Genomic DNA, 12,639 nt, shown 5'->3' with positions numbered 1-12,639 from the left:
CAGAGGTCTGCTGCGACGGGATTCTGGTGCGCGGGTTCGGGACCCGCAACGGTATGATGAATCCGCATGGGGCTATGCGATTCGCGAAGAAGTGGCGGTACGCCCGCCGGTGCAATAGCATGGCCCGGACAGCACGAACAGACGGCCGGCGACATGCATCTCCCATCGGGCCCCATGCCATGAATTTCAGACAACTCGAAGTTTTCCAGGCAGTCATGGCCTCAGGCTCGACCACGGGCGCGGCGCAGCGGCTGGACTTGTCGCAGTCGGCGGTCAGCCGGCTGCTGGCGCAGTTTGAAGAAGACCTGGGCTTGCGCCTTTTCGTGCGTGAAAAGGGGCGGTTGCTTCCCACGCGCGAAGCCCAGGCCCTGCTCCAGGACACCCAGGGGCTGGTCGACGCCGCACAGTGCTTTCGCCGCCACACCGAACAGCTGCGCCTGGGCGGGTTCAACCGCCAGTTGCTCAAAGTCGCGGTGCCCGGCACCTTGTCCCAGCAACTCATGCCGTCCGTGGTGGACAGCTTTGTGCGGCAGCATCCGGGCACGGTGCTTGAGGTGCTGTCCGGCTCGTATTCGGATGCGGAACGCGCCGTGCTGAGCCGTGAGGCCGATATGGGGCTGGTCAGGTTGCCGGTGGAGATTGCGGGCCTTGAGGCGAAAGCCTGCCTCGAAGCGGAGGCCGTGTGCATCATGCCCCGGGGCCACCCCCTGGAGAAACTGGAAACCGTTGGCGTGCTGGACCTGGCCGATGTGTCGCTGGTGCTGCTGGGGCGCCAGCGGCTGATCCGCCACGAGATCGACATGGCGTTCCGGCAGGCTCGCGTGATGCCGCGCATTGGGGCTGAAGTGCACTCCGTGGGCGTGGCCTGCGCTTTCGTGGCACAGGGCCTGGGCGTGTCCATCGTCAACGCGCTGCTGGCCAGCTATTGCCGCGACATGAATTTCAGCAGCCGCCCGTTTCGCCCCCGCATCGCCTACCAGCTGGGTATCGCCTCGCTGGAGAAGTCGCCGCTGTCGGCGCTGGGCGAGGCCTTCTCGCAGCATCTGATCGATGCCATCATGGCTTCCGTGCGGCCGGAAGACTGCACACGCCGGATCTAGGGCCTGTTAACGCTATTTATGCAAATGCGAATGGGGTTAAAACGGCGCCAATCAAGGCGCGCGACGACGYCCAGACCGGGCGTCTGGGCTAGGAGCGCAACGCGGAGTGGCGCCGTTTTAACCCCATTCCCTCCGGGTTGCGATCAAAAAGGCCTTGCGCGGCGTTGCAAAGCCTTGGCGGGGTCCACCCCGCCTGCGTTTTGCGCCTTGCTCAAGGCCTTTTTGACTCGCAACGCATCTTGCATAAATAGCGTTAACAGGCCCTAGGCAAGGCGCCCCGAAGCGCAAACCGCGCAAGCCGCCGCGCCTGCCGGCGCAAAGCCGTTTCAGCGGTGCTTGAACACCGCCGGCCGCTTCTCCACAAATGCAGCCGTGCCCTCGCGCGCATCCTGCGAAGCCGCCGCGATCATGAACTGCGCGGCTTCCATGGCCAGGCCCTCGTCGATGGAGACATTGAGCCCGCGCGTCACCGCGCGCAACGAGGCCGCCACGGCCACGGCGGAATTTTCGGCGATGCGGTCGGCCATGCGCAGGCAGGTGGGCAGCAGCTCATGGGCCGGCACCACGTGGTTGACCAGGCCTATCAGCAGGGCTTCCTCGGCGCTGATGGCGTCGCCGGTCAGGATCATTTCGTTGGCGCGCTTGCGGCCTATGTGGCGCGGCAGGCGCTGCGTGCCGCCGAAGGGCGGTGGAAAGCCGAGGCGGATCTCGGGCTTGGCAAAGCTCGCGTGTTCGGCTGCGATGGCGATGCTGCAGGCCTCCATGGTTTCGCAGCCGCCGCCGAAAGCGATGCCATTGACGGCCGCGATGATGGGTTTGGGGTAGTTCTCGACGCGCCGGGTCATGGCCTGGCCGCGCATCACGAAGTTGCGGTACGCCGCCTCGGGCGAGCTTGCAATGTCGGGGGCAAAGCCCGCGATGTCGGCACCGGCGCTGAAAGCCTTGTCGCCCTGGCCGGTCAGCACCAGGCAGCGCACGCTGTCGTCACGCTCCAGGGCATTGAGCTTGTCCATCAGTTCGTCTATCAGCTCGTAACTGAGCGCGTTCAGTTTCTCGGGGCGGTTCAGGATGAGCACCGCGTGTTGGCCGCGGCGCTCGCTTTCTATCAGCATGTAGTCTCCAGGGGATTTCGGGCAGTAGCGTCGGACGAAACAAATGACAGCACGCCGCTACCGCGCGGAGCGCCGACAAAATAGGTGGCGGCTTGCGGCGTGACGAAGGACTGGCCGTTCTCCAGCACGATGTCGCTGTCGCGGAGCCCGGCCAGCGCATCGCTGGTGATCCAGAGGCAGCCGCCGGCGCAGGCCAGGACCTGGCCGCGCGGCAGGCGCAGGGGCTGGGGGATGGACCCGAGCGTCAAGGGAGTTCTCAGGGTCTGTGGGGTTTGTGGGATCTTCATGGCCACGCCTTTCAAAAGTGTGGTTTGATTCTTCCCTGGTCCCGGCCCGCGCGGCCGGATGGTTTGTCATCCGGGGTATTCCCACCGTTCATGCCACTCATGTTGTTCATGCCATGCTGAGCCCTTCTTCCTCCCACGCGCTGCGCGCCATGTCGCTGGACGCGATACGCGGTTTCGAATCGGCGGCGCGGCACCTGAGCTTTACCGCGGCGGCCGAGGAGCTGTGCATCACGCAGTCGGCGGTGAGCAAGCAGGTCAAGGGCCTGGAAGACGCGCTGGGCGCGGCGCTGTTCCTGCGCGGCGGCAAGGGCCTGAGCCTGACACCGCAGGGCCGTGAGCTGTACGAGGCGGCTCGCGCGGCGCTGGCGCAACTGGCCTCGGCCGTGGACCGCCTGCTGGCGGTGGACAGGGTCTCGGTGGCGGTCACCACCACGCCCTCCTTCGCCGCGCTGTGGCTGGCGCCCAAGCTTGCAAAATTCCAGTTGCTGGAGCCCGCCATCGACGTGCGCGTCGACGCCTCGGAAGACCGGGTCAACCTGGAGCGCGAAGGCATGGACCTGGCCGTGCGGCTCTATCAGGTGCAGCCGGGCGACGAGGGCCCGCCGCCCCTGCTGCAGGAGCAGGCCCTGCTGGTGGCCGCGCCTGCCGTTGCGGCGCGCATCCATTCGGCGGCCGACATCCTGCACACGCCGCTGCTGGTGTACTACGACCCTGCCACGCGCTTTCCCTGGATGTCATGGCCGGACTGGTACGAACGCCTGGGCCTGAAGCAGTCGGCGCAGCAGCCCTGCCTGTATTTCTCGCAATACGAACACGTGCTGACCGCCGCCGTGCAGGGCGCCGGCATCGCCATAGGCCGCACGCCGCTGATGCTGCCGCAGCTGCGCAGCGGCCAGCTCACCGTTGTTTTGCCGGGCCAGACGGTGGATGGCCTGGCCTACCGTATCGTGACCTCGGCCCACAGCACGGACAGGCCTGCGGTGCAGAAATTCCGTGCCTGGCTGGAGCGAGAACTTGCGCTTGAGGCCATAGGCTAAGGGCGCCCGGTCCAATCACCCGTGGCTTCCAGCACCGGGGACAGCTCCGCCTCACCCCAGCGCAGCGGCAAAGAGGATTCCACCAGCCGCATAGCTTGCACCTTGAAGCGCATCAGGCGCTGCGCCCCGGCGAAGGAGTCCACCTCGGGGCCGTCCCAGATGATGTCGGCCGTGACGGCCAGGTACAACAAATCGCCGGTGTCGAAGTCAATGAACAACAGGCCGGCGCGCGGGTTGACCACCAGGTTGCCCAGGGTGTTGAAGAAGTAGTTGCCGACGAAGTCGGGCACGGTCAGTGTGCCGTCGGCCTCCACGCGCACAAAGCCGGGCTTGCCGCCGCGGTGCGAAACGTCGACGCCGCCGGCGCGGCCGGCTTGCTCACTATTGTCCTTGCCATTGCCCGCATAGGCGGTGGCGATGAACAACGTGTCGGCCTGCTCAATCATGCGGCGCGCCGCGTCGCTCAGCTGCGGCGACTCGTGCAGCACTGGCCCGGTTGCGGGCACGGGACGCTCCACATAGACAGGCTCACGCGCCTGGATGTACTTGGGGCAGTTGCCGAAACTCTGGCTCAGTTCCACCGCGAAGCCCGAGGCATTGAGGCCGCGCACGATGCCGTTCATGCGGTTGCGCCGTCGCGTGTGCGGCTCTATGCCCAGCAGGCCTATCGCGGCGCCGTCGACCAGCGTGCCTTGCAGGGGGTCGCCTGCGAGCGGCTGAGCGCGCAGCAGCAGGTGGCGCGCATCGGGCGACTGGATAAACCCCGGCGGCTGGGCCAGCACCGAGGCCCAGGGCTGGCCACTCGCGTCCACCGTGCCGGCGACCACAAAAGGCAGCTGCTCAAAAAACTCGCGGTGCTGGTCGGGCATGAAGTCGCGGATCACGCGCGGGCCGATTTCCGCCATGCGCGCGCGCACGGCCGCCCCTACGCGCGCTTGCGCCGCACGCTCGCCTTCATGGAAGGTGGCGGCGCTCATGCGGCCAGCCCTATCGGTGTCCTGACCATGGGCACAAAGCGCGGCAAGGCCTCGATGCGGGCCAGCCAGGCGCGTATGCGCGGGTAGGCTTCCAGCGAGACCTTGCCCTCGGGCGCATGGGCCGAATAGCTGTAGTTGGCGATGTCGGCCAGCGTGGGCGTGCTGCCCGCAAGGAAGGCCGACTGGCCCAGTTGCTGCTCCATCACCGCGAACAGGGYATGCGCGCGCTCAATGGCTTCCGGGCTTTCCGGCCGATTGAACAGCTGGATCACGCGCGCGGCGGCCGGGCCGTGGGCAAGCTGACCGGCCGCCACCGACAACCAGCGCTGCACCGCCGCGGCGGCCAGCGGGTCGCGCGGCAGCCATTGCTCGGCATCCGGGGCGTAGCGCGCATTGAGGTAGACCAGGATGGCGTTGGAGTCGGCCAGCGTGACCTCGCCGTCCTGGATCACCGGCACCTGGCCGAAGGCGTTCATGGCCAGGAAGGCCGGCGTCTTGTGGTCCTTGGTAGCCAGGTCGATCTCGATGCGCTCAAAGGGCAGGCCCAGCAGCGAGAGGAACAGCTCCACCCGGTGCGAATGGCCGGAGATGGCGACGCGGTACAGGCGTATCGGCTGTGCGGGCTGGGCTTTGGCGGCGGGTGTGCTCATGGTGGGCTTTCGGAAAGTTGAAGAATCTGGCTCTCGGGATGGATTCTGTTTGAACCGCTATCCTGAATAAATGGCTTAAACGGCATTTAACTAATCCATTAACTGGATGAATCCCTGCAACAGGGTTAGCATGTCGCCATGGACAAACTCCGGGCCATGCAGGCCTTTATTCACATTGCCGAACAAGGCAGCCTCACGGCCGCGGCCCAGGTCATGGAGTCGTCGCTGCCGGCCATGGTGCGCACGCTGGCCGGTTTTGAGGCGCAGCTGGGCGTGCGCCTCTTCAACCGCACGACGCGCCGCATCTCGCTGACCGAGGAGGGGCGTCGCCACCTGGAGAGCTGCCGGCAGTTGCTGGCGGCGCTGGCCGATGCCGAGGCGGCGCTGAGCGCCGACGCGGCCGAACCCGCGGGCCACCTGACGATTACCGCGCCCATGCTGTTCGGCCAGATGCATGTGGCGCCGGCCGTCACGCGTTTTGTGCGGCAGCACGAGAAGATGCGTTGCTCCATGGTGCTGCTGGACCGGGTGGTGAATCTGCTCGAGGAAGGCATAGACGTGGGCATACGCATAGGCGAGCCTGAGGACTCCAGCCTGGTGGCGCAGAAGGTGGGCACCATCCGCCGCCTGGTGGTGGCCAGTCCGGCCTGGGTTCGCCGCCACGGCGTGCCTAAACACCCGAAGGACCTGCTCAAGGCCAACTGTGTGCGACTGACGGACCATTCCCCCACATGGGGCCCGTTCATAGACCAGGGCCGGCCGCTTCGGCTTGCCGTCAGTGGTAATCTGGAGTTCAACCAGATCGCACCGGCCGTGGCGGCCTGCGCGGCAGGTGCGGGATTCGGTTCGTTTTTGTCCTACCAGGTGGCGCCGTTTTTAAAGAGCAAACAATTGCGCACCGTGCTGGAGGATTTCGAGCCGCCGCCCCGGCCCATCAACATTGTTTACCCGCACGCCCGGCTGCTGCCCATGCGCACGCGGGTGTTCATTGAGTGGATGAAAAAAGAGCTCCGGGAATTCCAGTCTTGAGGGCCGGCGTCCAGCACCCGATCACAAACAGTGAATAGCGAATAGCAGACAGCAGAACAAGGAACACAGCGCATGCGGACTTTTGACTTTGACCTCTTTGTGATCGGCGGCGGCAGCGGCGGTGTGCGCGCCGCGCGCATGTCGGCCCAGCGCGGCGCGCGCGTGGGCCTTGCCGAGTTCGCGGCCATGGGCGGCACCTGCGTCAACGTGGGCTGCATCCCGAAAAAACTCTACAGCTACGCCGCCCACTACGGCGACAGCTTTGAAGAGTCGCGCGGCTTCGGCTGGACCGGCGAGGCGCCGGTCTTCAATTGGGACATCCTGAAAGCCAACCGCGCGCGCGAGATCGAGCGGCTCAACGGCATCTACGTGCAGCTGCTCGAAAGCGCGGGCGTGAAGATCATCAAGGGCTGGGCCCGGCTGCTCGATGAACACACCGTCGAAGTCGACGACCAGAAATTCACCGCCAAACACATCCTGGTCTCCACCGGCGGCACGGCCACCGTGCCCGCCTTGCCGGGCCGCGAGCATGTGCTGACCTCCGACCACATGTTCGACCTGAATCCTTTCCCGAAGCGCCTGATGGTGGTGGGCGGCGGCTATATCGCCTGCGAGTTCGCTTCCATCTTCAACGGCCTGGGCTCCGAGGTCACGCAGGTGCACCGCCGCGACATGCTGCTCACGGGTTTCGACGACGACGTGCGCCGCTTTATCGCCGCCGAAATGAGCAAGACCGGCGTCAAGCTGCAGCTGGGCACCGAAGTGGATTCCATCACCAAGACCGACACCGGCCTGCAAATCGCGTTCAAGGGCGGCGGTGCAGGCCTCGAAGTGGACGCGGTGCTTTACGCCACGGGCCGTGTGCCCAATGCCAACGGCATCGGACTGGAAACCGTAGGCGTGGCGGTGAACGCCGTCGGCGCCATCCAGGTCAATGAGCACTACCAGAGCTCGGTGCCGTCCATCTACGCGCTCGGCGACGTGACGGCGCGCATGCAGTTGACGCCCGTCGCGCTGGGCGAGGCCATGGTGGTGGTGGACCAGCTCTTCGGCCCGGTAGCCGGCAAGAAGCGGCGCAACATGAGTTATGAGTTTGTGCCGACGGCCGTCTTCACCCACCCCAACATCGGCACGGTCGGTTATTCAGAAGCCGATGCGCGCGCGAAGTTCGGCAAGGTCACGGTGTTCCGCGCCGACTTCAAGGCCCTCAAGCACACACTGAGCGGCAGCACCGAACGCACACTGATGAAGCTGCTGGTCGAGGACGCCACCGACCGTGTGGTGGGCCTGCACATGGTGGGGCCGGATGCCGGCGAAATCGTCCAGGGCTTTGCCGTGGCCATGAAGGCCGGGGCGACCAAGGCGATTTTTGACAGCACGATTGGGATTCACCCGACCGTCGCCGAGGAATTCGTGACGATGCGGGAACCCGTAAAACCCTAATCAGCGTCCGGGTCTTCGGGAGTGTCTGAATCAGGCTCCCGGTCTTTCAAGCGTTCATCCAGCCGTTTGCGGATGGAACCAGCCTCCTCCAGAAACTGCGGCACCGGCACCGCGGGCGCCATGCGCAATGAGGGCGGGTAAATGGTGGACAGGTAAAGCTTGTTCGACAGGCGCTTGTTCTGCAGCCAGTTGGTGCCCAGCATCGCGACCATGCCCAGCACGGCGATGCCGGCCACCAGCCCGGCCAGGCCGCGGCGGCGCTGCGGGACGATGACCGTGAGGTGCAGGTAGACGGCGGCCGCGCCGCCCAGCAGCACCAGCAGCCCCTCATAGCGCGCCAGGCTTTCGAGCGAGAACATAAAGGCCAGCAGGCCGGCCAGCGTGGACACCGCCTGCACCGCCAGCGAACTGAAGCAGGCGATGCGCACATGGCGCCAGAACTGCAGGTGGCCGGTGAACAGCTTGGTGGCCAGCGCCCACAGMCCGGCCCAGACGGTGAAGCCCAGGGCCACCGCGCCCAGCAGGCCGGGCAGTTGCCGCGCAAGCTGCGAGGGCTCGGTCAGCGTGAGCCAGGACTGGCCCAGCACCAGGGCCAGCATGCCGGCCAGGGCGAGCAAGGTCCAGCCGGTGGTGCGCCAGGGGAAGTGCGGCAACAGTTCTTCGGCCGGCACGGGTGCTTCGGCCAGGCGCAGGCCCAGCTTGAGGCGGCCCAAGGCCAGCGCCTCGCCGTCAGGCCAGTTGAATTGCGCATCGCGGCCATGGCGGGCGCGGCCCAGGGCCACGCCGTTGATGCTGTCCAGCACCTGCACGCTGACGCCGCCCTCGGGCGTGCGGCTGATGCGCAGGTGTTCGCCGGCCACGTGGCTGTCGTCCAGGACCAGGTCAGCCGTGAGCGCGCGTCCCACGGTGACGGGCCAGTGCCGCACCTCGAGCCGTGCAACCGTGGCGCCGTTGCGGTCGGTGGCCTGCAGCAGGCCCAGGATGGGGGTGGCGCTCATTTGGCGGCCTCCCACTTGAAACCGGCGAGGTAGTGCGAGACCAGCTTGAGGCCGTTCTCGAAACTCACCCCCTGCGCGTCCATGCGGCCCTGCACGCCGCGCGTGGACTGGTTGACCGACATGGTCAGCACCGACACGTCGTAGAGGCCCGGCAGCTTGCGGTAGGCGCTCATGCAGACCACGGCGCGCATGGGCATGCCGCCGGTGTCGACAAAGCGTTCCGAACATTCGGCGGGCGTGGCCTTGCGCGAGCCGCGTGTGGCGAAGTATTCATTGGCGAAGCTCTGGGAATACATCGCGGAGAAACGCAGGGGTCCGAGCTTGGGCGCGTTGTAGGCCTCGTAGCGCAGGCGTATGTAGCCGGTGTTGAAGTCGCCGGCGAACACATGGCTGTCGATCTGGCAGTCGGTGCGTTCCAGGTCGAAGGCCTTGAAGTCGGGCTCGCGCCCGCGGCCCCAGCAACGGGCCAGCGCGTCATCGGGCACGGGCACGCTGTAGCCGCCGTGCTTTTGCGCGGTCAGGGGCGCGGCGGTGAAGCGCTGCGTCAGCAGGGCCTGGTGTTCGCCGAGCTGGCGCGCGACTTCGGCATGCGCGGGCTTGGTGATGGGCTGGGCCGTGGCGGACCTGGCCAGCAAGGCCTGGGCGAATTCGGCGGGGATCAAAAAGCTCAGCAGGTCGCCGTCCAGCCGCTTGGAGACGTTGATGCCGACCACCTGGCCCGCATCGTCGAGCGCCGGGCCGCCGCTCATGCCGGGATTGAGCGCGCCGCCGAAAAAGATGCGCGGGTAAAAGCTGCGCTGCACCAGGCCGTTGTAGGTGCCCTCGGTCACGGCAAAGCCGATGTCCAGCGGGTTGCCCAGCGAATAGATGCGTTCGCCGCGCGCCAGCGGCCTGGCGGCGCCGCGAAAGGCCAGCTGCGGCATGCCCGTGGCGGGCGCCTTCACGCGCAGCAGGGCCAGGTCGTTGCGTACGTCGAAGGCCAGCAGTTCGACTTCGGCCTCCTTGCCGTCCACCGGCACGTAGACGCCGCGGTAGCGCTCGGGCTCCAGCGCGAGCTGGCTGGCCACGTGGAAGTTGGTGATGATGAGGCCGTTGGCCGAGACAAAAAAGCCCGAGCCCACGCTGGCCTGGGTGTTGGAGTTGCGCAGCAGGGTGCGTATCTGCACCAACTTGTCGCGGGTGGTTTCATAGGCGCGCTGGGCATCGCGGGAGATCTGGGCCGGCGCCGCGGCAGGGGCGGCGCCCGGTGCGCCGCGTGCCGGCGCGGGGGCCTGGGCGTAGGCCGCCTGAAGGCACAGAGCCCCCAGAAAGGCGCCCAATAGGGCCCGCAGTTGCCTCGAAGGCTTGGAATGGTTCATCGACGCATTCTAGGGTCTGGAGATGAACAGCAAGTGCCGGGGAGTTGCCGCACAATGGGGCCATACGTAGAAAGACAGGCCCCCTCTTCATGCCCTACCTTCCCCCTTTTATCGCCCCCACCCGCTACAGCGACCCGGCCGCCGCGCTGGCCCAGGTCCGCGCGATTTACGACCAGCAGATCGCCCACCTGCGGAGCGCCATGCAGCGTTATGTGGCCGGCGAAACCCTGCCCGGCCACGTGCGCGCCTGCTACCCCTTTGTGCGCATCCACACCGACACCGTGGCACGCGCCATACTGGAAACGCCCGACATCTCGCAGCTGAGCTTCGGTTTTGTCGCCGGACCCGGGCGCTTTGAGACCACGCTGACCCGCCCCGACCTCTACGGCAACTACTACCTCGAGCAATTTCGCCTGCTGATGCAGAACCACGACGTGGAACTCGAAGTCGGCACCAGCACGCAGCCGATACCGATCCACTTTTCATTCGCGGAGAACGACCACATCGAAGGCAATATGACGGCGGCGCGCCGCATGCTGATGCGCGACGTGTTCGACTTGCCCGACCTGGCCGCGATGGACGACGGCATCGCCAACGGCACTTACGAGCCCCTGCCCGGCGAGCCGCAGCCGCTGGCGCTGTTCACCGCGGCGCGCGTCGACTATTCGCTGCAGCGCCTTCGCCACTACACGGGCACCTCGCCGCACTGGTTCCAGAACTTCGTGCTGTTCACCAACTACCAGTTCTATATCGACGAGTTCGTGCGCCTGGGCCATGAAGCCATGGCCGACCCGGACAGCGAGTACATCGCCTTCGTCGAGCCCGGCAATGTGGTGACCCGGCGCACCGGCCTGCCCGCCGCCGAGGGCGACGAGCTCGGCGTGCCGCCGCCGCGCCTGCCGCAGATGCCGGGCTACCACCTGCTGCGCGCCGACCACAGCGGCATCACCATGGTCAACATCGGCGTGGGCCCGGCCAACGCCAAGAACATCACCGACCACATCGCCGTGCTGCGCCCGCACGCCTGGATCATGCTGGGCCACTGCGCGGGCCTGCGCAACAGCCAGCAGCTGGGCGACTACGTGCTGGCCCACGGCTATGTGCGCGAAGACCACGTGCTGGACGAAGAGTTGCCGCTGTGGGTGCCTATCCCGGCGCTGGCAGAAATACAGGTCGCGCTCGAAAAAGCCGTGGCCGACGTAACCCATGCGGTCGGCCCCGACCTCAAGCGCATCATGCGCACCGGCACCGTGGCCTCCACCGACAACCGCAACTGGGAACTGCTGCCAGGCAACCAGCCGCAGCGCCGCTTCAGCCAGAGCCGCGCGGTGGCGCTGGACATGGAAAGCGCGACGATTGCCGCCAACGGTTTCCGTTTTCGCGTTCCCTATGGCACCCTGCTGTGCGTGAGCGACAAGCCGCTGCACGGCGAGATCAAGCTGCCGGGCATGGCCAACCACTTCTACCGCGAACGCGTGGACCAGCACCTGCGCATCGGCATACGCGCCATCGAGCTGCTGCGTGCCGAAGGCATCACGCAGCTGCACAGCCGCAAGCTGCGCAGCTTCTCGGAAGTGGCTTTCCAGTAAGCCGAGGCGGTCTTTTACTTTTTGTCTTTGCCGACAATATCGCTTACTTCAGCTGTGGCTTTGGCCACCAGTGCGCTGACCTCCAGCACCCGCTCAACCGCTTTACCCGAAGTCATGCCCGTCTGCATGAAGGCATTGGCAACACGCAAAACGAATACGTTTTTCTCGTATTGCGTGGCAATTGGCTTTTGAGCCGCCTGTCCCGCCCCTTGACTTAATGCGACTGCCAGCTGCGTGCCGGCGATGTCGAATGCCACGCACGCCTCATGTTCAATAGAGTCGCGTCTGAGGCCAAGGATGTTCGCGTAACACTTTTGCTGCCAGGCCCAGGCCGCTTCTTCGCCCTGCGCCATCCGCATTTTGTAAAAGCGCATGACGGTCTCTCGTACGTTGGCCTCGTGATTCCAGGAGCTTCCTTCAAGAGGCCCCTTGGGCTTTAATGCCGCCAGGTCCAGGGATTCGCGGTCCAGCAATACGGCCTGCCCATTGCCCAGCGCAGCCAGCAATTTCTGTTTCTCCTGCAGGGCAGGGGCGGCCAAGCCCATTACATCTCCAGTTGCGGAACTGATTTTCTCGACCTGCGTGAAAAGCTTGTAGGCCATGGCCTGGTCTTGCGCGACGCCAAGCTCGGGAATGCCTCGCGCGAGCCGTGCCGCGAGATTGAACATCGCACGGGGTTCCCCTTGAGCGGCAGCCTGGCGTGTCCAGTAAATGAATATTTTCAAATCTTGCCGTATCGCTGTTTGGTCAAGACTCCCCGGACGCGCGTTATGCAGGGCGGCAAGGTTGTGCTGTGAGCTCGCGAAGCCGGCCTCAGCCAAAATCCATAGCAGGTCAGCATTAAAACGCAGGAAACTCTCCCGCTGCTCCATCGAGGTTTCCGTAAATGAAGACGCTGCCCTGATACCCTGAATCGCCAGGGTATCGAATGCGATTTCACTCTGCGGTGTTGTTGCAATACAAGTGCGAATTTCCGAGAGAGTCTGGTTCCGTGCCGTCAATCCCTCCCTGTACTTTTCGGCCCATATCCGGATGTTGATTTTTTCCGCACACGGGTCG

Annotated in this window: 11 protein-coding genes and 1 pseudogene; 5 read left to right on the top strand and 7 right to left on the bottom strand. The window is 65.6% G+C overall.

Annotated features, from left to right (window positions below):
- The first annotated feature begins 179 nt into the window (after nucleotides 1-179).
- The gene (locus tag AC1D0P_RS02385) at nucleotides 180-1,100 is read left to right on the top strand and encodes a LysR family transcriptional regulator (RefSeq protein ID WP_477675217.1); all 921 of its coding nucleotides are present in this window, start codon (nucleotides 180-182) and stop codon (nucleotides 1,098-1,100) included.
- 326 nt (nucleotides 1,101-1,426) lie between these two features.
- On the opposite strand, the gene AC1D0P_RS02380 is transcribed toward AC1D0P_RS02385, so the two are convergent.
- Nucleotides 1,427-2,212, bottom strand: a complete 786-nt coding sequence (locus AC1D0P_RS02380) for a crotonase/enoyl-CoA hydratase family protein (RefSeq protein ID WP_477675216.1) — start codon at nucleotides 2,210-2,212, stop codon at nucleotides 1,427-1,429.
- The gene (locus tag AC1D0P_RS02375; protein WP_477675215.1) at nucleotides 2,206-2,460 is read right to left on the bottom strand and encodes a DUF2917 domain-containing protein; all 255 of its coding nucleotides are present in this window, start codon (nucleotides 2,458-2,460) and stop codon (nucleotides 2,206-2,208) included. The genes AC1D0P_RS02380 and AC1D0P_RS02375 overlap by 7 nt, the downstream gene beginning before the upstream one ends.
- A 152-nt stretch (nucleotides 2,461-2,612) precedes the next feature.
- Between AC1D0P_RS02375 and AC1D0P_RS02370 the strand changes: the two genes are divergently transcribed.
- Nucleotides 2,613-3,536 (top strand): LysR substrate-binding domain-containing protein, encoded by a 924-nt coding sequence (locus AC1D0P_RS02370; RefSeq protein WP_477675214.1) that lies wholly within the window; start codon nucleotides 2,613-2,615, stop codon nucleotides 3,534-3,536.
- On the opposite strand, the gene AC1D0P_RS02365 is transcribed toward AC1D0P_RS02370, so the two are convergent.
- The gene (locus AC1D0P_RS02365) at nucleotides 3,533-4,513 is read right to left on the bottom strand and encodes a pyridoxamine 5'-phosphate oxidase family protein (protein WP_477675213.1); all 981 of its coding nucleotides are present in this window, start codon (nucleotides 4,511-4,513) and stop codon (nucleotides 3,533-3,535) included. The genes AC1D0P_RS02370 and AC1D0P_RS02365 overlap by 4 nt on opposite strands.
- On the bottom strand, nucleotides 4,510-5,163 hold the full coding sequence (locus AC1D0P_RS02360) for a glutathione S-transferase family protein (protein ID WP_477675212.1): 654 nt from the start codon (nucleotides 5,161-5,163) through the stop codon (nucleotides 4,510-4,512). The genes AC1D0P_RS02365 and AC1D0P_RS02360 overlap by 4 nt, the downstream gene beginning before the upstream one ends.
- A gap of 138 nt (nucleotides 5,164-5,301) precedes the next feature.
- Here AC1D0P_RS02360 and AC1D0P_RS02355 point away from each other — a divergent pair, with 138 nt between their 5' ends.
- Together AC1D0P_RS02355 and gorA are read left to right on the top strand one after the other, a co-directional pair.
- Nucleotides 5,302-6,192: a LysR family transcriptional regulator gene (locus tag AC1D0P_RS02355; protein ID WP_477675211.1), complete on the top strand. Its 891-nt coding sequence runs from the start codon at nucleotides 5,302-5,304 to the stop codon at nucleotides 6,190-6,192.
- A gap of 72 nt (nucleotides 6,193-6,264) precedes the next feature.
- Nucleotides 6,265-7,635, top strand: coding sequence for a glutathione-disulfide reductase (gene gorA / locus AC1D0P_RS02350; RefSeq protein WP_477675210.1), 1,371 nt, complete (start codon nucleotides 6,265-6,267; stop codon nucleotides 7,633-7,635).
- Here the strand turns inward: gorA and AC1D0P_RS02345 are convergent.
- Both AC1D0P_RS02345 and AC1D0P_RS02340 read right to left on the bottom strand, forming a co-directional pair.
- The gene (locus AC1D0P_RS02345) at nucleotides 7,632-8,633 is read right to left on the bottom strand and encodes an FHA domain-containing protein (RefSeq protein WP_477675209.1); all 1,002 of its coding nucleotides are present in this window, start codon (nucleotides 8,631-8,633) and stop codon (nucleotides 7,632-7,634) included. The genes gorA and AC1D0P_RS02345 overlap by 4 nt on opposite strands.
- The gene (locus AC1D0P_RS02340) at nucleotides 8,630-9,991 is read right to left on the bottom strand and encodes a S1 family peptidase (RefSeq protein WP_477675208.1); all 1,362 of its coding nucleotides are present in this window, start codon (nucleotides 9,989-9,991) and stop codon (nucleotides 8,630-8,632) included. The genes AC1D0P_RS02345 and AC1D0P_RS02340 overlap by 4 nt, the downstream gene beginning before the upstream one ends.
- Before the next feature lie 89 nt (nucleotides 9,992-10,080).
- On the opposite strand from AC1D0P_RS02340, the gene AC1D0P_RS02335 reads away from it, so the two are divergent.
- Complete coding sequence (locus AC1D0P_RS02335; RefSeq protein ID WP_477675207.1) at nucleotides 10,081-11,580, top strand: AMP nucleosidase; 1,500 nt, start codon at nucleotides 10,081-10,083, stop codon at nucleotides 11,578-11,580.
- 14 nt (nucleotides 11,581-11,594) lie between these two features.
- On the opposite strand, the pseudogene AC1D0P_RS02330 reads toward AC1D0P_RS02335, so the two are convergent.
- A pseudogene (locus AC1D0P_RS02330) lies at nucleotides 11,595-12,639 on the bottom strand (hypothetical protein); the annotation flags it as partial.

The organism is Polaromonas sp. P1_G2 (genome assembly GCF_056405515.1).
The sequence above is the reverse complement of the archived record's forward strand: the minus strand, read 5'-3'. Positions and strand labels throughout refer to the sequence as shown.

Bases quoted from the DNA above. Each gene is read 5' to 3' on its own strand.
- AC1D0P_RS02385 (WP_477675217.1), top strand. From the start codon at position 180: ATGAATTTCAGACAACTCGAAGTTTTCCAGGCAGTCATGGCCTCAGGC.
- AC1D0P_RS02380 (WP_477675216.1), bottom strand. From the start codon at position 2,212: ATGCTGATAGAAAGCGAGCGCCGCGGCCAACACGCGGTGCTCATCCTG.
- AC1D0P_RS02370 (WP_477675214.1), top strand. From the start codon at position 2,613: ATGCTGAGCCCTTCTTCCTCCCACGCGCTGCGCGCCATGTCGCTGGAC.
- AC1D0P_RS02365 (WP_477675213.1), bottom strand. From the start codon at position 4,513: ATGAGCGCCGCCACCTTCCATGAAGGCGAGCGTGCGGCGCAAGCGCGC.
- AC1D0P_RS02355 (WP_477675211.1), top strand. From the start codon at position 5,302: ATGGACAAACTCCGGGCCATGCAGGCCTTTATTCACATTGCCGAACAA.
- gorA (WP_477675210.1), top strand. From the start codon at position 6,265: ATGCGGACTTTTGACTTTGACCTCTTTGTGATCGGCGGCGGCAGCGGC.
- AC1D0P_RS02340 (WP_477675208.1), bottom strand. From the start codon at position 9,991: ATGAACCATTCCAAGCCTTCGAGGCAACTGCGGGCCCTATTGGGCGCC.
- AC1D0P_RS02335 (WP_477675207.1), top strand. From the start codon at position 10,081: ATGCCCTACCTTCCCCCTTTTATCGCCCCCACCCGCTACAGCGACCCG.